Genomic DNA, 19,545 nt, shown 5'->3' on the forward strand with positions numbered 1-19,545 from the left:
TTGCAGGGCGGAATTAATTCCCGCCCATTTTAATTATAAAAGTTCTTTTACACTTATGTTGACAAGAAGACATATTCGCGTTAAGGTTATGCAGTCGTTATACGCCTTTAATCAAAGCCAAAATGACAGGCTTGCCACTGAAGAAAAATTTCTAAAGAAAAGTATGGAAGAGATGTATGATCTTTACCTGCTGCAGCTAAACCTCTTTGCTGAAATAAGAGGCAAGGCAGAAAAATTTCTTGAAAAATCCCAGCAAAAGCACCTGGCTACCCAGGAAGATATAGATCCCAACAAAAAATTTCTTGACAATAAGGTTATCCAGATTTTGGATGAGAACGAACATTTGCGTCAGGCTATAGAAGATCATAAAATTACGCATTGGAAAAGAGATGACGAGTATGTGACGATCGTTTGGGAAGAAATCAAAAAAAGTGAGCTTTATGAGGAATATATGCAAACAAGAAATTCCTCTTTTAAAGAAGATAAGGATTTTGTAATTGAGATTTTTAAACAAATTATAGCTCCCAACGAAAAACTTTACGAATATCTGGAGGATAAAAAATTAACCTGGCTTGATGACCTTCCCTTAATTAATACGGCTATTTTAAAAATGCTTCAGAAGCTAAAAGAAACTTCAGGCGATTCACTAAAGCTTACCAAGCTGTTTAAAAGCCCGGAGGACAAGGAATTTGCTATTGAGTTATTTAGAAAAACATATCTTAACGATGAGGTTCTTTCCGCAGAAATGCTGGGAAAAACACCTAACTGGGATAAGGATAGAATTGCTGAAGTGGATATGGTTCTTATTAAAATGGCCATCTGTGAATTTATGAAGTTCCCGTCAATTCCGGTTAAAGTAACCATCAATGAATATCTTGAGATTGCGAAGGAATATAGTACCCCTAAGAGTAGTATTTTTATTAATGGGGTCCTGGATAAATTATCCCGGGAGTATAAAACCGAAGGGAAATTAAATAAAATGGGTCGCGGCCTTATGTAGTAAAGAATTTTTATTAATTTTACCCCTTGAATATTTTAAAATAAATTACGATGAAAAAAGGACTTTTAATGATAGCAGCAGTAGGAGCGCTGCTTTTTTCTTCTTGTAAGGATAACAATGCTTCAGACAAAGTGAGAGCAGAAAATGTAGAAACAGCTGCAGAACGTGACGCTCAGGAAACCGTGTATCCAGAAATTTCTTTTGAAGAAGAGGAATTTGATTTTGGAACTATCCAAAAAGGGGAAAACGTAGAGCACATTTTTAAATTCACTAACACTGGTAGAGCGCCTCTTGTTATTACCAATGCTACAAGTTCTTGTGGTTGTACAGTGCCAGATGCGCCGAAAGAGCCAATTGCACCTGGAGAAACTGCTGAGATGACTGTAAAGTACAATGGATCGGGTAATGGACAGGTAACTAAAACCGTTACCGTATCTGCAAATACTGAAAAAGGAAAAGAGCAAGTGAAAATTAAAGCTTTTGTAGAAGCTGGAGAAACAACTAGCTAGAAGAAAAGTATATGGATAATTTAGCGCAGTTTGCCCCTATAATCTTAATGTTCGTTGTGGTGTATTTCTTTATGATACGACCTCAAATGAAAAAGGCAAAGCAGGAAAAAACCTTTGTCGAAGATCTTAAGAGAGGTGACAGAATTGTTACCAAAAGCGGGATGCACGGCAAGATTTTAGATTTCAGTGAGAAAAATAATGCAGTAATTATTGAAACCGGGGCAGGGAAAATTACTTTTGATCGTTCTTCCATATCTATGGAAATGAGTAAGAAGATGAATGAGCCTGTAAAACAACCGGCAGTAAAGGAAAAGAAATAATACTGTTTGTCACCTTAAGAAAATGGTGACAGGAATATATAAGAAAACCCGTGAAATTCTTTCACGGGTTTTTTTTAATTTAGATTTTAACTAAGAGAGGCGCTCAAAATGCCAATTATCATGTTTTTCTATAATGATCGTTTAGACCGACCCCTTTTTTGATTAGCGGAATGATTTTTTCCAGTCTTCTTTGTTTTGTACTTTCCTTTTTTGCTTCAATAATATACTCGCCATATTCCCTTTGCTTACAATCCGGAAGTTTTGCAAAATCTTTTTTTAATTCTTCGTCTTTTTTAAAAAGATCTTTTAGTTCAGGGGGTAAGATTAATTGCTTACTTATTTCAGGTTTTACTATGGCCCCCAGTTTCTGGTTGGCTGTAGCTTCGGCTACGTATTTCAGCAAAACTTCAGTATTAATTTTACTTTCTTTTCTGAATTTTATTTGCCGTAATGTTTTGGTTTTTCCTTCCTGAGCATTTTCCAGTAAAGCCGTATTTCTTTAAGAGAAGCACCATTAAAGAACCACATGGCACAGTGATTTTTAAAAGCAGCCAATCCTATTACATTCTTGCCTTCCAGGGTATAAACTGGTGCGCCCCATTTTATTCCTTCTTACAGCTCGGTGCTAAGAAGCATTTTCCTTAAGGTTAAGAGCTCTTCCTGCCATTTTGTATGTATCTCCACATATTGATCTGCTGATTGTATGGGCATAGCTGTAGGGGTTATTAATTTATTTTTTATACTTTTCTGAAGTCAATTCTGCTAATTTCACAATCACTTCAACGGCTTTTTGCATACTTTCTACAGGTACATATTCGTACTTTCCGTGAAAGTTATGTCCGCCGGCAAAAATGTTAGGGCAGGGAAGCCCCATGTAGCTTAGTTGGGAACCATCTGTTCCGCCTCTTATAGGTTTTAAGATGGGTTTCACTCCTACAGCGTTCATGGCTTTTTCGGCAAGGTCAACGATATGTTTTACCGGTTCTATTTTTTCCTTCATGTTGAAGTACTGATCTTTAATCTCTATATTTATACAATCCCGCTCATACTGTGTACAAAGATCCTGGCCCAGATCAAGAATCATTTTTTTACGGGCTTCGAAGTGTTTTCTATCATGATCCCTAATTATGTAATGAAGTTCTGTCTCTTCAACATCTCCTTTCATGTTGCTTAAATGAAAAAATCCCTGTCTCCCCTCAGTATGTTCGGGAGTTTCAAGCCTTGGTAAAGAGCTTATAAAATCCTGGGCAATATAAAGACTGTTGATCATTTTGTCTTTTGCATATCCGGGATGCACGCTTTTCCCAATTACTTTCACTACTGCAGAAGCTGCATTAAAATTTTCATATTCAAGTTCACCAATCTGGCTACCATCCATCGTGTAAGCCCATTCAGCGCCAAACTTCTGAACGTCAAATTTATGAGCACCTCTGCCAATTTCCTCATCTGGCGTGAAGCAAACTTTTATTTCGCCATGCTCTATTTGAGGGTTATCAAGAAGGTACTGCATGGCTGTCATAATTTCTGTAATTCCAGCTTTGTCGTCTGCCCCCAGAAGTGTTGTACCGTCGGTGGTAATAATCGTCTGACCTTTATATTGAGCCAGATCCTCAAAATAATCGGGAGAGAGAATTATATTTTTTTCCTGGTTTAGAATAATATCATTGCCGTCATAATCTTCTATAATCTGCGGATTCACATTTTTTCCGCTAAAATCTGGCGTAGTATCAAAATGAGAGACAAAGCCAATCACAGGTACTTTATGAGCAACGTTTGCTGGCAAAGTGGCCATTACATACGCATGCTCATCTATGCTTACATTCTGCATCCCCATTTCCTTTAGCTCGTCTACGAGTAAATTTGCCAAATCCCATTGTTTTGCCGTGCTGGGGGTGGAATTACTGGAGGGATCGCTTTGGGTGTCAATCTTTATGTATTTTATAAATTTATTAATGAGCCTATCTTTGTTAACCATTACGATAATTTTTTTAAAGAATTTGGACTAAATTGTAATCAATCTTTTCGCCTAACAAAGATAAATGATCAGGAATCCTTTTACCTTAAACTTATGAAAAAACTAATCTTTCTTCTGATTATAACCATATTTACCTCCTGTAAAACAAAGATTAAATCCAATGAGAATACCCGGGAAAGGCTGGGAGTAACTTCTGAAAAGGCAATGGTTGTTTCTGCAAGAAAAGAAGCTTCAGCAATAGGTGTTGAAATTTTAAATAAAGGTGGAAATGCATTTGATGCTATGGTTGCTACCGAAATGTCTCTGGCGGTTTGTTATCCTTTTGCCGGAAATCTCGGAGGCGGCGGATTTATGGTGTATCGTCTTGCCGATGGAGAAACCGGTGCACTGGATTACAGGGAAAAAGCTCCTTTAGAAGCCAGTAAAACCATGTATCAGGATGAAAGCGGAGCAGTTATTTCTGAAAAAAGCAAGGTGGGGGCAATGGCAGTAGGAGTTCCCGGAACGATAGCCGGTATGTTCGCTGTACATGAGAAGTTCGGTTCTATGCCTGTGGCAGAAATTTTGAAACCTGTAATTGCGCTGGCTAAAAATGGTTTTGTGGTAACCGCGAAGCAGGCAGAAACGCTGCAACGATATAGCGAGATGTTTGCTAAAGTTAACAATGATAGTATTCTTTTTTCTAAAGATTTTGCTGAAGGTGATACTATTAAGAACCTGGCACTGTCCAATACACTTCAAAGAATTTCAGAAAATGGAAGAAAGGAGTTTTATAACGGCACCACAGGTAAAAAGGTAATAGCTTTTTTGCAGGATTATAATGGTATAATGAAGATGGAAGACCTGGAAAGCTACGAAGCGAAATGGAGGGAGCCTATAAATATTAAATACAATGATTTAAATATAATTTCTATGCCTCCACCATCCAGCGGGGGCATTGTTTTGGGGCAGATTCTCAAAATGATCGAGAATTATCCTATTGATGAATATGGACATAATTCGGTTAAAGCTATTCAGGTATTAACAGAAGCCGAAAGAAGGGCATATGCAGACAGAAGTTTTTACCTGGGAGATCCAGACTTTGTAAAAATTCCAGTAGATTCTTTACTTAGTGGTACTTATGCAGAAAGGAGAATGGAAAATTTTAGTTTTTCACGGGCCACTCCTTCCTCTCAAATGGATTATGGAGAAATTTCGGGATATGAAAGTATGGAGACTACGCATTATTCTATTGTAGATCAATTTGGTAATGCCATTGCTGCTACTACCACTTTAAACGGGGCGTACGGTTCTAAGCTTTATATTCAGGAACTGGGATTTTTTTTGAACAATGAAATGGATGATTTCAGTGCCAAGCCTGGTGTACCTAATATGTTCGGTTTGATTGGTGCCGAAGCAAATTCTATAGCCCCTGGAAAAAGGATGTTGAGTTCTATGACCCCTACAATTGTAGAAAAAAATGATGATTTATGGCTAACATTGGGCTCCCCGGGTGGCTCTACCATAATTACTTCAGTTTTGCAGACGATACTTAATGTGGAAGAATATAAGATGACGATGCAGGAAGCTGTAGATGCACCACGATTCCATCACCAATGGCTACCAGATGAAATATTATTCGAACCAAATGCTTTTAGCTCAAATGTTCTGGAGAGTCTACAAAATAAAGGATATCATATAGATGAAGGAGAGTCTACTATAATAGGAAAAGTAGATGCCATACGAGTTCTGCCAGATGGAACTCTGGAAGGAGGAGCTGACCGAAGAGGGGATGATGTTGCAGTGGGCTTTTAATTATTTCTTAAACTAGTTCATAATTATGTTTATATTTTAATAGTTTTTGTTAAATCATTAAGTTATATTTAACTTATTAACTAAAGCAGGAAAAATATGAAAAATAATTACTTTTTAAGTTTTTGCATGCTGCTTATTTGCACTTTAATGCAGGGACAAATTCAGGAAGTTACAGGTACAGTAGTAGATGAGCAGTCACAACCGCTACCTGGAGTATCTGTGGCTATTAAAGGAACCAATCAGGGAACAGCAACTGATTTTGATGGTAAATATAGAATAGCGGCATCTCTTGGGCAGACACTGGTTTTTACTTTTGTAGGTTTTGACGCACGAGAGGTAGAAGTAGATCAAGATGTTATTGATGTGACTTTGGTTTCAGGAATGGCACTTGATGAGGTAGTATTAGTGGGATCGCGCAATCGTGCACGTACCGTTACAGAATCATCGGTTCCTGTGGATGTATTAGATCTGGAGCAAATTTCTGTTTCAGTACCACAGGTCAATCTTAATCAGATGTTAAATTATGTAGCTCCATCCTTTTCTTCGAACACGCAAACTATTTCAGATGGAACAGACCATATTGATCCCGCATCACTTAGAGGTCTGGGGCCAGATCAGGTACTGGTGCTTATCAATGGGAAAAGAAGACATAATTCTTCCTTAATAAACGTCAATGGTACTTTTGGTCGTGGTAGTGTGGGAACAGATTTAAATGCTATTCCGGCTGCTGCTATAGGAAGAATTGAGGTATTACGGGATGGAGCGGCAGCGCAATATGGTTCTGATGCTATTGCCGGGGTTATAAATATCGTGCTTAAAGATGTCGTAAATGAATTAAGGCTGGATGTCACTACCGGTGCAAACTTTACGGAAAACGCTAACGAGCAGACGGGAGGGGTAGATGGAGAAACTGTAAATGTTGCAGCAAGTTATGGTATAGAATTAGGAAATAACGGAGGTTTTATCACTTTTGCCGGTGATTTTGATTATAGGGAAGATTATAATCGAATGAAGGAATGGGAAGGCAGTATATTCAATGCTTATAATGCAATCGAAAGACAGGCATCTAATGCCGGGATAGACATTGCTAATCTATCTAATGAGCAAATTCAGCAATATGCTCAAAATGTATCTTATTTTGATGCTGCTTTACAGGGAAATATAGCAAATGCAGAAGACAGATCTACTTTACAGTCTTTGCTCAATGTAGATGTTACAGAAAATGAACTTGACGCGAGAGGCATGATGAGGAGCGATTTCAATATGAGAGTGGGCCAATCTGCGCTTCGTGGTGGAAGATTGTTTGCTAATATGTCTTTGCCAATAGATGATGAGGGAACCGAGTTATATTCTTTTGCCGGAATGAGTTCCAGGAAAGGAAATTCGGCAGGATTTTACAGGTTGCCAAACCAAAGCAGGACTTACACTCCAATTTATATTGATGGATTTCTTCCAGAGATAAACTCTAAAATAAGTGATAAATCTTTAGCCGTGGGAATTCGTGGAATGGTGGGTGAATGGGACGTAGACTTTAGTAATACCTGGGGGGAGAATGAGTTTCTTTACTTAATTTCCAATACTTCCAATGCCTCCTTGCTAAGAGCGAGTCCAACTACTTTTGATGCCGGAGGATTTTCTTTTGCTCAGAACACTGTAAATCTTGATGTTTCGCAGTTATACGAGGATACTTTTGAAGCTTTGAATGTAGCTTTTGGAGCCGAGTATCGACTGGAAACTTACGAGATTGTTGCGGGAGAACGTGCTTCTTACGAACAATATACTCAAAATGGAGATGTGGTGACAAGGGCAGATCAGATGCCGGCAACAGATTTCTTCGGAAATGCCCGGCCAGGAGGGTCGCAGGTCTTTCCTGGATTTAGTCCAAAAAATGAGCTTTCGCGCCAACGTAGCAGTATAGCTGGATATTTGGATATTGAAGCCGATATTACAGAGGCGTTTCTGCTGACCTTCGCAACCAGGTTCGAAGATTATTCCGATTTTGGTTCTACTATAAACTTTAAGGTCTCATCCCGCTATAAATTAACTGATAATATAAATATAAGAGGGGCTGTAAATACAGGCTTTAGAGCGCCATCATTGCACCAGTTATACTTCAATTCCACTTCTACCATTTTCGATAATAATGGTGATCCTCAGGAAGTCGGGACTTTTTCCAATGATAGCAGACCAGCACAATTGTTAGGTATCCCGCAATTGAAAGAGGAGACTTCAGAAAGTATAAGTGTTGGTTTTACGGCAACAATTCCTGATGCAAATCTCACCCTTACGGTAGATGGATATTTTGTTGCTATTGATGACAGGATCGTATATACAGGACAGTTCCAGGGACCAGGAACAGGAACCGAGCTGGACAATTTATTGGCCCAGGCCAATGCTACTGCTGCTTCGTTTTTTGCAAATGCAATAGATACCGAATCTAAAGGGTTAGATATTGTACTTACCCATAATGCCTATTTTTCAGAAGAATTTCAGTTAAAATCTGATCTTGCGGCTACGCTTTCAAAAACCAATCAGGTTGGAGGAATAAATGCTTCCCCTCAGCTCGAACGGGCAGGTTTGGTAGGCACTTATTTTCCTGAAGATAGCCGGATTTATCTTGAAGAAGCCGTGCCAAGAACGAAGATCAACCTTACCAATAATCTTACGATTAACAGGTTTAATGTATTTCTTAGAAATGTCTTTTTTGGTGAAGTGACCGAAGCTGTCACAACCCAGGCGAATCAGCAGGTTTTTGGTTCTAAAGTGGTGACCGATCTTTCTGCGGGCTACTCATTTTCCGATGCTGTAAGATTTACCCTAGGAGCAAACAACCTGTTTGACGTGTATCCGGATAGGGCCGCACCGGAGTTTGGAAATAGAAGTGAGGGAAGGTTTGATTGGTCAAGAAGAGCGCAGCAATTTGGAATTGGTGGAAGGTTTTTATTCGCCAGGCTCAGCCTTACTTTGTAAAAGTTTTTGATATTTATTTCCAATTAATTATTACCCCCGACAGCTGTGCTTCGGGGTTTTTTGTTGTTAGATCAAAACAATTTTCTTCAGTTACAAATAATTCATTGCATAATTATCTGTGTAATAAAGGAAGACTCAACTTCAGGTTTCGGTTTTGTAACTGTAGAATATGTAGAAGTCTTTACAGTGTAGTTTTCAGAATATAGAATTTAGTCTACTTTTGTACAAACCCGCTACTATGTATACATCAATAATAAGATCTGCACTTTTTAGATATGACCCCGAAAAAGTCCATTATTTCACCTTTAATGTTCTAAAAAAAATAAACAGTATTCCCGGAATTTCTTCTCTTCTGAAGAAAAAATACCATGTAAATGACAGCAGGCTCGAACGTGAAGTCTTCGGATTAAAATTTAAAAACCCGGTAGGTCTTGCTGCTGGTTTTGACAAGGATGCCAACTTATTTGAGGAGCTTTCTAATTTCGGTTTTGGATTTATAGAAGTAGGCACTGTGACTCCCAAACCACAGCCGGGCAATGAAAAAAAGCGGCTCTTCCGCCTTCGGGAGGATGAGGCAATCATTAATAGGATGGGTTTCAATAATGGTGGGGTAGAGGCTATGGTGGAACGGCTAAAGAAGAATGAAAATGTGCTTATTGGAGGTAACATTGGTAAAAATAAAGTTACTCCTAATGCAGAAGCAGTGGAGGATTACAAAATTTGTTTTGAAGCACTTTATGCTCATGTAAATTATTTTGTGGTCAATGTGAGCTCACCAAATACGCCAAATTTAAGGGAGCTTCAGGATAAAGAGCCTTTAACAAATTTACTGAATACGCTTCAAAAATTAAACCTTGCAAAGCCGAAGCAAAAGCCGATATTGTTAAAAATAGCACCAGATCTTTCGGATTCACAATTGCTCGATATCATTGAAATTGTGCAGGCCACCGGAATCGCCGGTATTATTGCTACAAATACCACTATTTCCCGGGAAGGTTTAAAATCTGAAAATATGCAGGAAATGGGCGGGATGAGCGGGAAACCATTAAAAAACCGTTCTACCGAGGTAATTAGGTTTTTATCTGAAAAAAGCAATAAAGCCTTTCCGATTATTGGCGTGGGTGGAATTCACTCTCCTGAAGATGCGCTGGAGAAACTTGATGCCGGGGCAAGTCTTGTACAATTGTATACTGGATTTATTTATGAAGGTCCGTCGCTTGTGAAAGCGATAAATAAGAAGATTCTTGAGCGCTCGATAAAATAAATTCTGAAGATAAATAGGCAGGGAGAGGTAGTAGAAATGGCAATTATCGACAAATTTTAGGACATGCCAAACTTCTGTTTCTTCTTTATAAATCCTAAAATACTATCTTTGGTTTTATGCGAGAAATAAAGCTTATTGAGTGTCCGCGGGATGCAATGCAGGGGATTAAATCCTTTATTCCTACAGAGAAGAAAGTGCAGTATATCCAGTCCTTATTAAGGTGTGGATTTGACACTATAGACTTTGGAAGTTTTGTTTCTCCCAAAGCTATTCCGCAAATGGCAGATACTTCAGAAGTTTTAAAGCAGCTTGATCTTTCCAGAACAAAAAGCAAGCTTCTGGCGATTGTTGCCAATGTGCGCGGTGCGCAAGATGCTTCAGCTCATGAGGAAATCCAGTATTTAGGCTATCCTTTTTCAATTTCTGAAAATTTTCAGATGCGGAATACCCATAAAACAATTTCAGAATCTGTAGAGGTTCTAAAAGAAATTATTCAGATTGCCGGAGCCAATAATAAAGAAGTTGTCGCCTACCTTTCAATGGGTTTTGGAAATCCATATGGTGACCCCTGGAATGTAGAAATTGTCGGGGAGTGGACAGAAAAGCTTTCAGCAATGGGGGTTAAAATTTTATCATTATCAGATACTATTGGAAGTTCCACACCAGATATTATAGCGTACCTGTTTTCCAATCTTATTCCAAAATTTAAAAATATTGAATTCGGTGCACATTTGCATACCACGCCTTCCAGCTGGCACGAGAAAATAGATGCCGCATATAGAGCCGGCTGCTATCGCTTTGATGGGGCAATCCAGGGTTTCGGCGGTTGTCCTATGGCTAAAGACGAGTTGACTGGAAATATGCCTACAGAAAAAATGGTGTCTTATTTTAATTCAAAAAAAGCAGATACAAATATCAGGATGGGGAGCTTCGAATCTTCTTACAATGAAGCTACAAAACTTTTTGATGCTTATAATTAATTAAAATTATGGTTTAGGTATTTTTCATCATTTTATTTTATTTAAAATTAATCTAAATAAATTTGGTGGCTGCACGTCCATTGCTATATTTGCCATGTTGTTTTAAACCAGTCTAAATAAACCAATATGAAAAAGCTGTTATACCCAGCAATGATTTTTGCAGGACTTACTCTTGCATCTTGTTCAGGTGATGATGCAAATGAACCTATTTCCGGAGGAAACGAGGTAGAAGCTCCTGCTAATTATACTTTTGAAAGAAATAATTCTACAGTGAGTTATGGTGGTCAAACTGCGAGACTTCAAATGACTAAGGAAATACTTTCAAATTTCACAAACTTTGAAAGTGCTTCAGAAGAAATGCTTCTGAATATGTTCGCAAATGAGAATTCTCCTTTTGAAAGTGCTGCTTTAAATGAATCCGGAAAAAGTGTAAAATCTAAAGTTGCTGCTTCTAATCTTTACTTTTCAGCTAATACAGTAGAAAGTTCGGAAATTAAAAATGATTTTGCCTCCTGGATCAGTGAGCAGATGACTACAGTAAAGATGAATAAGGATGAACTTGCTGAAGCCGGCCAGTCGGGACAGATAGCCCAGGGGACAAGAGTAAGGTATGTAAATGAAAAAGGTCTTGAACTTAACCAGGCTTTTGCAAAGGGCTTAATCGGCGGGCTTTTGGCAGATCAGATTTTAAATAACTATTTGTCTCAATCGGTACTTGATGAAGCTGATAATCGTGAAAATAATAATAACGGTATTACCGAAGAAGGAGAAGCTTATACGACTATGGAGCACAAATGGGATGAAGCTTACGGATACCTTTATGGAGATCCCTCTATTCCAACCTCCAATCCAAACTCAGTATTAAACGAAAGTGAAGACAATTTGCTTTTCAGCTATCTGGGACAGGTGGATGCCGATGAAGATTTTGCCGGTCTTGCAGAAAGCACTTTTGATGCTTTTAAAGAAGGTCGTGCTGCGATCGTAGCCGGGAATTACGAAGTTCGTGATGAGCAGGTTGAAATAATAAGAGAAAACATTTCAAAAGTTATTGCGGTAAGAGCTGTTCATTACCTTCAGGGAGGTAAAAACGCTTTAAGTGAAGAGAATTTCGGTGCGGCTTTCCATGAGCTGTCAGAAGGGTTTGGATTTATCTATAGCTTAAGATTTACTCATAATCCGGCTACCGATATGCCATACCTTTCAAAGGAAAAAATTAACGAATTCAAAGAGCAATTGCTTGACGGAAACGGTTTTTGGGACGTTACTCCTGAAACATTGGATATGATTTCTGAAGACATTGCTACAGCCTTTGACTTCACAGTGGCTGAGGCTGCTGAATAATAAATAAACCGGAGCAGGATATCTGTTTCGGTTTTTATTTTTCTAAAACTATGAATGCGATTTTAAGATTTTTACTTATAGCTACTTTATTCTTCACAGCCTGTTCTACGGAAGATAAGGAGACCGAAAGCGGTGGCGATACTGATAGTTTTGACAGGGGGGCAATGCTGGCTAATTGGGCCGATAATATTATAGTTCCTTCTTTTGAAGCATTTCAGGAAGAGACCCAACAACTGGAAGAAGCTGCAAAGAGTTTTGCTGAAAACCCAGATGCTACTGAACTAAGCCTTCTCAGGACGCAATACAAAGAAGCCTACGTCGATTTTCAAACGGTTTCTATGTTTGAAATTGGAAAAGCTGAAGAGCTCAACTACCGTAGTTTTCTAAATACCTATCCGGCCAACAAAGAAAATATAGAATCTAAAATTGCGTCAGGAAGTTATAATCTTGAATTGCCATCGAGCTTTGCAGAACAAGGTTTTCCTGCACTGGATTATTTGTTGTATGGGTATGGTAATGCTGAGGAAACCCTGGCAGTATTTTCAGATAACCAGGAATATATTCCATATATCGTAGCAATTACTGAAAGAGTAAATGCACTAACTTCTGAGGTTACTGCGTCATGGCAGGGAGATTTTAGAAATACCTTTGTAAATAACACCAGTTCTTCAAGTACAGGTTCTGTAGATAGATTTACAAACGATTATGTGATGTATTTTGAAAAGATCCTGAGATCTGGTAAAATTGGATACCCCGCCGGAGCCTTTACAGGCACACCTTCTCCCGGGAATGTTGAAGCTCTTTATGCGGGTAATTCTAAAGAACTTTACCTTCAGGCGATCAAAAGTTTTCAGGATTTTTATTCAGGGTCCCATTTTGGATCTAACGGAAATGGCCCCGGTTATTCCCAATATCTTAAATTTTTGGATAGCTTAAAGGATGGAGAGAATCTTGATGATTTAATAAGTCAACAATTCCAGGCTATAAAGACCCAGAGTTCTAATCTGGAGAACGACTTTAATACACAGGTTAAAACCAATAATTCAAAAATGCTGTCAGCATTTGATGAATTGCAAAAAGAGGTTATTCTCCTCAAAGTCGATATGATGCAGGCGCTTTCTATAAGTGTTGATTACGTGGACTCAGACGGAGATTAGTATCTAATGCACTATTCCATTGGTGAATATCTCAAAAAGACTACGGAAGCTGCCCCTTTGGCAGTTTTTCGTTTGTTTTTTGGAATTATGATGTTTGCCAGTATAGTCAGATTTTGGTTCAATGGCTGGATTGAGAAATTATATATAACTCCTAAATTTTTCTTTTCATATTACGGTTTTGAATGGATAAAACCGCTGGGCGATTTCACCTATTTACTTTTTATACTTTGCGGTGTTGCAGCTATAATGGTTGCAGCAGGATATAAATATCGAGTTGCCATTATTTTGTTTTTCCTCAGTTTTACCTATATCGAATTGATGGACAAAACCACTTATCTTAATCATTACTACTTCATTAGTATCCTTAGTTTTCTAATGATTTTTCTTCCTGCTAATGTCTATTACTCTGTAGATGCACTAAAAAATCCTGGAAAAAGATTTCAAAGAGTTCCTCGCTGGTGTATCGATGCCATTAAACTACTCCTCGGGATTGTTTATTTCTATGCAGGTTTAGCCAAGTTAAACTCTGACTGGCTCTTCAGGGCAATGCCGTTAAAGATTTGGTTGCCTTCTAAGTATGATCTGCCGGTCCTTGGTGATCTTATGCAGCAGGAATGGCTTCATTATGCTTTTAGCTGGAGCGGAATGCTTTATGATCTTTTTATTCCCTTTCTTCTACTGTGGAAACGCACCCGGCTCTTCGCCTTTCTACTGGTAATCATTTTTCATATTTTCACACGTGTTTTATTTCCTATTGGGATGTTCCCTTATATAATGATCGTAAGCGCACTTGTATTCTTTAGTCCAAAAGTTCATCACAGGATTCTGGAATACATTTCTAAATGGTTTAGAATAACAAAAAGAACATTTGATAATTCCAGAACCTTCAAATTTTCAGGGGTTACTAAAAAGGTAAGTGTTGGGATTGTTTCAGTCTTCTTTATCATTCAGTTACTACTTCCATGGAGATATCTTCTTTACCCGGGGGAGTTATTTTGGACTGAAGAAGGTTTTCGTTTTTCCTGGAGAGTAATGCTTTTGGAAAAAGCCGGTTATGCACAGTTTAAAGTAGTTAACAGCGAGACAGGAAAGAGATTTTACGTGGATAATTCAGATTTCCTCACACCTTTTCAGGAGAAACAAATGTCCTTTCAGTCAGACTTTATTTTGGAGTATGCTCATTTTCTTGCGGATCATTTCAGGAAAGACGGCCACGAGAATATAGAAGTATATGTTGAAAGTTATGCGGCATTAAACGGAAGAAAAAGCACGACATATATAGATCCCGATATAAATCTTCTGGAATATGAAGATTCATTCAAACGCAAAACATTTATTTTACCATTCAACGATGAAATTAAAGGTCTTTAGCATATTATTATTTTCAATTCTCTCTGCTCAGGCTCAGCATACCTTTAGCGGAAAAGTGATTTCTGCTGAAACAGGAGAACCTATTCCTAATGCAGAGGTTTGGAACAAAACAGAATCTGAAGTTGCAGTGGCAGATGTAAACGGAGAATTTGAAATGGAGCACCTCAAATCAGGTACTTACGATTTTGCAGTTTTTAGTTATGAATATGGCATTGTAGAAAGAGAGATTTCTATTAACGGAGACCTTAAAATGGATTTTAAACTTTCTCCGCTCGCAGAAAGTTTAAGTGAAGTGATGATCACAAACAGAAGAGAACAGCTGTTTGCTTTAAGAAAATTAAGGAAAGTTGAAGGTACGGCGATCTATGCCGGTAAAAAAAGTGAAGTAGTCTTGATGGATAAGGTCGTGGGAAATATGGCGGCTAATAATGCACGGCAGATCTATAGTCAGGTGGTTGGATTGAATATCTACGATAATGGAGATGCCGGCTTACAACTGAATATTGGAGGCCGTGGTCTGGATCCTAACAGAACTCAAAACTTCAATACGCGGCAAAATGGCTATGATATATCAGCAGATGTTTTAGGGTATCCTGAGAGCTATTATACTCCGCCACCGGAAGCACTAAGAGAAATTCAGGTGATTCGTGGTGCAGCTTCATTACAATATGGAACTCAATTTGGAGGACTCATAAATTTTAAGTTTAAAGAACCGGTTCCAGATAAAAAGATTGAACTTATATCAAGACAATCTGTGGGATCTTACAATTTGTATACAAGCTTCAATAGTATAAGTGGTACAATAGGGAAATTTAATTATTATACTTATTACAATTATAAAACAGGGGAAGGTTTCAGGCCAAATTCAGGTTTTGATTCTCATAACGCGTATGCGCATTTGGGCTGGAATTTTAGCGATCGCACCCAAATAAGTTTTGAATATACTTATCTGGATTATTTGGCACAGCAGCCAGGAGGTTTAACTGATGCTCAGTTTTACGAAAATCCCGACTTCAGTAATAGGGAACGAAACTGGTTTGATGTCAACTGGAATTTATATGCACTAAAGCTTAAACACCAGCTCTCGGAAAAAACAGATTTTAGTTTAAATGTTTTTGGTCTTGATGCTTCAAGAAAGGCTGTTGGATTTCGGGAAAACCGGGTTTCTCAGGCTGATGATCCCGCTTCCCCGAGAGAATTGCTTGTAGACGACTTCTCCAACTGGGGAGCAGAGGCCCGGATACTAACTAAATATGATCTTTTTGATGAAGAGTCAGTAATATTACTGGGGAGTAAATATTACGATGCGGATAATTTTCAAAAACAAGGTTCAGGAACTAGATCTGCCAAACCCGATTTTCGTTTTACGGAAGATGAATATCCAAATTACCCAAGGCAGTCGGCATATAGTTTTCCGAACAGGAACCTGGCATTCTTTGGGGAAAATATTTTCAACCTGACCAATAATTTCAGCATTACTCCCGGTTTTAGAGTAGAGTATATTAATACAAAAGCAAATGGCTATTACAAAAGGATTATTCTCGATCTCGCCGGTAATCCCTTAATTAATGAAACCGTAGAAGAGACTAAAGATCTGGAAAGAAGTTTTGCCTTATTTGGGGTTGGCGCGAGTTACAACCTTGATGCTTCGAATGAGCTTTATGCAAATTTATCACAGAATTACAGATCGGTGACCTTTAGTGATATCAGGATTGTTAATCCGAGTTTTGCGGTAGATCCAAATATTTCTGAAGAAACAGGGTTTACTTCAGATATTGGGATGAGGGGAAGATTTAAAAAATATCTTTCCTATGATGCAAGCATCTTCGGGTTATGGTACAATGATAGGATTGGCGAAGTTTTGGAAGTTAATGATGGTTTTATTGTGCGTAAAAGAGCTAATATAGGAGATGCTTTTATATATGGTCTGGAAACTTTTGGTGATTGGGATCTGAAAAACACCTTTTTTGGACAGAATAAAAATTTACGTTTGAACCTTTTTATAAATGCTGCATTTACCAATTCTGAATATACCTCTTCTCCTGAAACGAATGTAGAAGGAAACCAGGTTGAGTTTATACCATACCTGAATTTGAAATCAGGTCTTAATTTCGGTTATAATAACTTTCTTGCAGGCCTACAGTACACTTATTTATCCAAACAATATACAGATGCGACCAATGCACCACAGGATGTGAATGATAATCAGCGGGGAATTGAAGGGAGTATTCCGGCATATGGTATTCTGGATTTTTCAGCGTCTTATAGTCTTGGAAGGTTTAAACTTGAAGCGGGAATAAACAACCTGCTTGATAATTCTTATTTTACAAGGCGCGCCACCGGTTATCCCGGTCCCGGCATTATTCCTGCGCAACCCATAACCTGGTATACCACTTTACAGGTCAAGCTCTAAATCTATAAGGGAATTTAAAATACAGTAATTATTTCCTTTACTGGAATTCTGGTGAGTTAAAATTAATAAAGTCTGTTTTCTCACTTATTTCTCTTATATTTGCACGCAATTAAATCCTTAATTGCTATGACCGCACACGAATCTAAAATCCTTGGAGAAGGTCTTACTTACGACGACGTACTCCTGGTTCCCGCATTTTCTGAAGTTTTACCACGCGAAGTTAGTATCCGTACAAAATTTACCAGAAATATTTCCATTAATGTACCTATTGTATCCGCTGCTATGGATACTGTTACAGAATCCCGTATGGCTATAGCTATGGCCAGAGAAGGAGGTATTGGAGTGCTTCACAAGAATATGACTATTGAGCAACAGGCACTGAAAGTTCGGAAAGTAAAAAGGGCAGAGAGCGGTATGATCATAGATCCTGTTACTTTACCAATTTCGGCAAAAGTAAAAGACGCCAAAGCTCATATGAAAGAATTTAGCATTGGCGGGATTCCTATTGTAGATGGAGAAGGCAAATTGCTGGGGATTGTTACCAATCGGGATTTACGTTTTGAAAAAAATAATGACCGTCCAATTTCTGAAGTTATGACTTCTGAAAATTTAGTGACAGTTGCTGAAGGAACTTCACTGGACCAGGCAGAAGATATTCTTCAGGAGAATAAAATTGAGAAACTACCGGTAGTAAATGAGGACAAAAAGCTCGTAGGTCTAATAACTTTTCGGGATATTACTAAGCTTACGCAAAAGCCAATGGCCAATAAGGATAACTACGGAAGACTTCGTGTGGCAGCGGCAGTTGGAGTTACCCTGGATGCTGTGGACAGAGTGGAAGCTCTTGTTGCAGCCGGTGTGGATGCCGTAATTATTGATACCGCCCATGGCCATACAAAAGGAGTGGTGGAAATACTGAAAGCAGTTAAGAAGAAATTTAAAGATCTTGAAGTAGTGGTCGGAAATATTGCCACAGGCGAGGCGGCGAAATTTTTAGTAGATGCAGGAGCAGATGCTGTAAAGGTAGGAATTGGGCCGGGATCTATTTGTACTACAAGAATTGTAGCCGGGGTTGGATTCCCTCAATTTTCGGCAGTACTGGAAGTTGCTGCAGCTATTAAAGGTAGTGGTGTCCCCGTAATTGCAGATGGTGGTATAAGGTACACAGGAGATATTCCAAAAGCAATTGCTGCCGGGGCAGATACGGTAATGCTTGGATCTCTGCTTGCAGGGACTAAAGAATCTCCAGGGGAAACTATTATTTACGAAGGAAGAAAATTTAAATCTTACCGCGGAATGGGGTCTGTAGAAGCTATGCAGAAAGGCTCAAAAGATCGTTATTTTCAGGATGTGGAAGATGATATCAAAAAGCTTGTTCCTGAAGGTATTGTGGGTAGGGTTCCTTATAAAGGAGAGCTTGAAGAGAGCATACACCAGTTCGTTGGAGGTTTAAAAGCCGGAATGGGTTATTGCGGTGCGAAGGATATTGAAACCCTGAAGGAAAATGGTAGATTTATTAAAATTACGTCTTCAGGAATACATGAAAGTCATCCTCACGATGTGACAATTACCAAAGAATCTCCAAACTACAGCAGATAGAAATAAATTTCATAGAACAACAAAAAAGCCTCAGTTTTTAGCTGAGGCTTTTTTTGGCAATTATCGGTATTTTTTATTGTCCTTCGATATTTTCTGTCGGGATTCCAAGTTCTTCCATTACCAACATAGTGATATCATATTGTTCGGCGGCAAAAGCAAGACTATTTCCACCGGCATTGATAATATGCGTGTAACCTTCTGCCTGGATAACCTTTTGCATGGCAGCATCAATCTTTTGGTAAAGCGGCTCAGTCAGTTCATTTCTTTTCATCTGTAACATAACAGAAGCTTTCTGTCTGAAGCCTTTTATTTCATTTTCAAGTCCGATAATTTCGGTTTCTTTCTCTTTTCTTTCTTCTTCAGTTAATGCAGAATTATTTTCCTGGTAATCTGCGATAAGAGTTTCATAACTGCTGATGCTTTCCTGTAGGTTTGCCTGTAATTCAGTATTATAACCTTCCAGTCCGGTGTTAACTTCTGTGATTTCCGGCATTTTGGAAAGAATAAATTCCGGATCAATTGTACCTGTCTTTGTTTGTGCATTTGATATTACACTAACGAATAGAAGTGTAATAATTAAACCAAATTTTTTCATTTTATTATAAGTTTTTGGCAAATATAAGAGGCACAAACAATTAAACATATAGAAAAACCAAAATAGTTTTTATGAACCCTTCCGAAGAAAAAATATTAATTGTTCTAATGCTTAAAAGTTCTAAATTAAGACAGTGCCTAAAAATGCCAGTTTTCGGCATTACATAAAGAGATAGGAAAAGCTGTCTTTATACACTCCTGAATTTTCAATAGAAGCTTAGCTTGCAGAACCTAATCTTATTCTTATTTTAGCTCCAT

Annotated in this window: 16 protein-coding genes; 12 read left to right on the plus strand and 4 right to left on the minus strand. The window is 38.3% G+C overall.

Features of this window, described 5'->3' with window-relative positions:
- Positions 1 to 55 precede the first annotated feature (55 nt).
- From nusB to yajC, 3 genes are read left to right on the plus strand one after another with little or no spacing between them, the layout of a single operon-like run.
- Complete coding sequence (gene nusB / locus RM541_RS12100) at positions 56 to 1,000, plus strand: transcription antitermination factor NusB (protein WP_311500408.1); 945 nt, start codon at positions 56 to 58, stop codon at positions 998 to 1,000.
- A gap of 50 nt (positions 1,001 to 1,050) precedes the next feature.
- Positions 1,051 to 1,509 (plus strand): DUF1573 domain-containing protein, encoded by a 459-nt coding sequence (locus RM541_RS12105; protein ID WP_311494543.1) that lies wholly within the window; start codon positions 1,051 to 1,053, stop codon positions 1,507 to 1,509.
- 11 nt (positions 1,510 to 1,520) lie between these two features.
- Complete coding sequence (yajC, locus tag RM541_RS12110; protein WP_311494544.1) at positions 1,521 to 1,829, plus strand: preprotein translocase subunit YajC; 309 nt, start codon at positions 1,521 to 1,523, stop codon at positions 1,827 to 1,829.
- 118 nt (positions 1,830 to 1,947) lie between these two features.
- On the opposite strand, the gene RM541_RS12115 is transcribed toward yajC, so the two are convergent.
- From RM541_RS12115 to pepT, 3 genes are all read right to left on the minus strand, one after another.
- Positions 1,948 to 2,232 carry a YdeI/OmpD-associated family protein gene (locus tag RM541_RS12115; protein ID WP_311500409.1) on the minus strand — a complete coding sequence of 95 codons (285 nt, stop codon included), beginning with the start codon at positions 2,230 to 2,232 and terminating at the stop codon, positions 1,948 to 1,950.
- Positions 2,233 to 2,267: 35 nt separating this feature from the next.
- Positions 2,268 to 2,435 carry a DUF1801 domain-containing protein gene (locus RM541_RS12120; protein ID WP_311500452.1) on the minus strand — a complete coding sequence of 56 codons (168 nt, stop codon included), beginning with the start codon at positions 2,433 to 2,435 and terminating at the stop codon, positions 2,268 to 2,270.
- Positions 2,436 to 2,559: 124 nt separating this feature from the next.
- A complete protein-coding gene (pepT, locus tag RM541_RS12125) occupies positions 2,560 to 3,804 on the minus strand; it encodes a peptidase T (RefSeq protein ID WP_311500410.1) in 1,245 nt (414 codons plus the stop codon).
- 93 nt (positions 3,805 to 3,897) lie between these two features.
- Here pepT and ggt point away from each other — a divergent pair, with 93 nt between their 5' ends.
- From ggt to guaB, 9 genes are all read left to right on the plus strand, one after another.
- The gene (ggt, locus tag RM541_RS12130) at positions 3,898 to 5,598 is read left to right on the plus strand and encodes a gamma-glutamyltransferase (RefSeq protein ID WP_311500411.1); all 1,701 of its coding nucleotides are present in this window, start codon (positions 3,898 to 3,900) and stop codon (positions 5,596 to 5,598) included.
- Positions 5,599 to 5,694: 96 nt separating this feature from the next.
- Positions 5,695 to 8,568 (plus strand): TonB-dependent receptor, encoded by a 2,874-nt coding sequence (locus RM541_RS12135; protein WP_311500412.1) that lies wholly within the window; start codon positions 5,695 to 5,697, stop codon positions 8,566 to 8,568.
- 238 nt (positions 8,569 to 8,806) lie between these two features.
- Positions 8,807 to 9,832 (plus strand): quinone-dependent dihydroorotate dehydrogenase, encoded by a 1,026-nt coding sequence (locus RM541_RS12140; RefSeq protein WP_311500413.1) that lies wholly within the window; start codon positions 8,807 to 8,809, stop codon positions 9,830 to 9,832.
- A 116-nt stretch (positions 9,833 to 9,948) separates the two neighbouring features.
- Complete coding sequence (locus RM541_RS12145; protein WP_311500414.1) at positions 9,949 to 10,812, plus strand: hydroxymethylglutaryl-CoA lyase; 864 nt, start codon at positions 9,949 to 9,951, stop codon at positions 10,810 to 10,812.
- 126 nt (positions 10,813 to 10,938) lie between these two features.
- The gene (locus tag RM541_RS12150) at positions 10,939 to 12,153 is read left to right on the plus strand and encodes a DUF4856 domain-containing protein (protein WP_311500415.1); all 1,215 of its coding nucleotides are present in this window, start codon (positions 10,939 to 10,941) and stop codon (positions 12,151 to 12,153) included.
- Positions 12,154 to 12,203: 50 nt separating this feature from the next.
- On the plus strand, positions 12,204 to 13,310 hold the full coding sequence (locus RM541_RS12155) for an imelysin family protein (RefSeq protein WP_311500416.1): 1,107 nt from the start codon (positions 12,204 to 12,206) through the stop codon (positions 13,308 to 13,310).
- A 6-nt stretch (positions 13,311 to 13,316) separates the two neighbouring features.
- A complete protein-coding gene (locus RM541_RS12160; RefSeq protein ID WP_311500417.1) occupies positions 13,317 to 14,681 on the plus strand; it encodes an HTTM domain-containing protein in 1,365 nt (454 codons plus the stop codon).
- The gene (locus tag RM541_RS12165) at positions 14,662 to 17,094 is read left to right on the plus strand and encodes a TonB-dependent receptor domain-containing protein (RefSeq protein WP_311500453.1); all 2,433 of its coding nucleotides are present in this window, start codon (positions 14,662 to 14,664) and stop codon (positions 17,092 to 17,094) included. Before RM541_RS12160 ends, RM541_RS12165 begins: the two co-directional genes overlap by 20 nt.
- Positions 17,095 to 17,220: 126 nt before the next feature.
- Positions 17,221 to 18,693 (plus strand): IMP dehydrogenase, encoded by a 1,473-nt coding sequence (guaB, locus tag RM541_RS12170; RefSeq protein ID WP_311500418.1) that lies wholly within the window; start codon positions 17,221 to 17,223, stop codon positions 18,691 to 18,693.
- 73 nt (positions 18,694 to 18,766) lie between these two features.
- Here the strand turns inward: guaB and RM541_RS12175 are convergent, their stop codons facing one another.
- Entirely contained in the window at positions 18,767 to 19,288 is a 522-nt protein-coding gene (locus RM541_RS12175; RefSeq protein ID WP_311500419.1) for an OmpH/Skp family outer membrane protein, read from the minus strand.
- Positions 19,289 to 19,545: the final 257 nt, after the last annotated feature.

The sequence above is a fragment of the Autumnicola psychrophila genome (genome assembly GCF_031846645.1).
Taxonomy (GTDB): domain Bacteria; phylum Bacteroidota; class Bacteroidia; order Flavobacteriales; family Flavobacteriaceae; genus Autumnicola; species Autumnicola psychrophila.

Excerpts from the sequence above, each read along its gene's own strand:
- pepT (WP_311500410.1), bottom strand. The coding sequence starts at position 3,804 with ATGGTTAACAAAGATAGGCTCATTAATAAATTTATAAAATACATAAAG.
- RM541_RS12165 (WP_311500453.1), top strand. The coding sequence starts at position 14,662 with ATGAAATTAAAGGTCTTTAGCATATTATTATTTTCAATTCTCTCTGCT.
- yajC (WP_311494544.1), top strand. The coding sequence starts at position 1,521 with ATGGATAATTTAGCGCAGTTTGCCCCTATAATCTTAATGTTCGTTGTG.
- RM541_RS12140 (WP_311500413.1), top strand. The coding sequence starts at position 8,807 with ATGTATACATCAATAATAAGATCTGCACTTTTTAGATATGACCCCGAA.
- RM541_RS12105 (WP_311494543.1), top strand. The coding sequence starts at position 1,051 with ATGAAAAAAGGACTTTTAATGATAGCAGCAGTAGGAGCGCTGCTTTTT.
- RM541_RS12155 (WP_311500416.1), top strand. The coding sequence starts at position 12,204 with ATGAATGCGATTTTAAGATTTTTACTTATAGCTACTTTATTCTTCACA.
- ggt (WP_311500411.1), top strand. The coding sequence starts at position 3,898 with ATGAAAAAACTAATCTTTCTTCTGATTATAACCATATTTACCTCCTGT.
- RM541_RS12150 (WP_311500415.1), top strand. The coding sequence starts at position 10,939 with ATGAAAAAGCTGTTATACCCAGCAATGATTTTTGCAGGACTTACTCTT.
- RM541_RS12160 (WP_311500417.1), top strand. The coding sequence starts at position 13,317 with ATGCACTATTCCATTGGTGAATATCTCAAAAAGACTACGGAAGCTGCC.
- RM541_RS12145 (WP_311500414.1), top strand. The coding sequence starts at position 9,949 with ATGCGAGAAATAAAGCTTATTGAGTGTCCGCGGGATGCAATGCAGGGG.
- RM541_RS12135 (WP_311500412.1), top strand. The coding sequence starts at position 5,695 with ATGAAAAATAATTACTTTTTAAGTTTTTGCATGCTGCTTATTTGCACT.
- guaB (WP_311500418.1), top strand. The coding sequence starts at position 17,221 with ATGACCGCACACGAATCTAAAATCCTTGGAGAAGGTCTTACTTACGAC.
- RM541_RS12175 (WP_311500419.1), bottom strand. The coding sequence starts at position 19,288 with ATGAAAAAATTTGGTTTAATTATTACACTTCTATTCGTTAGTGTAATA.
- nusB (WP_311500408.1), top strand. The coding sequence starts at position 56 with ATGTTGACAAGAAGACATATTCGCGTTAAGGTTATGCAGTCGTTATAC.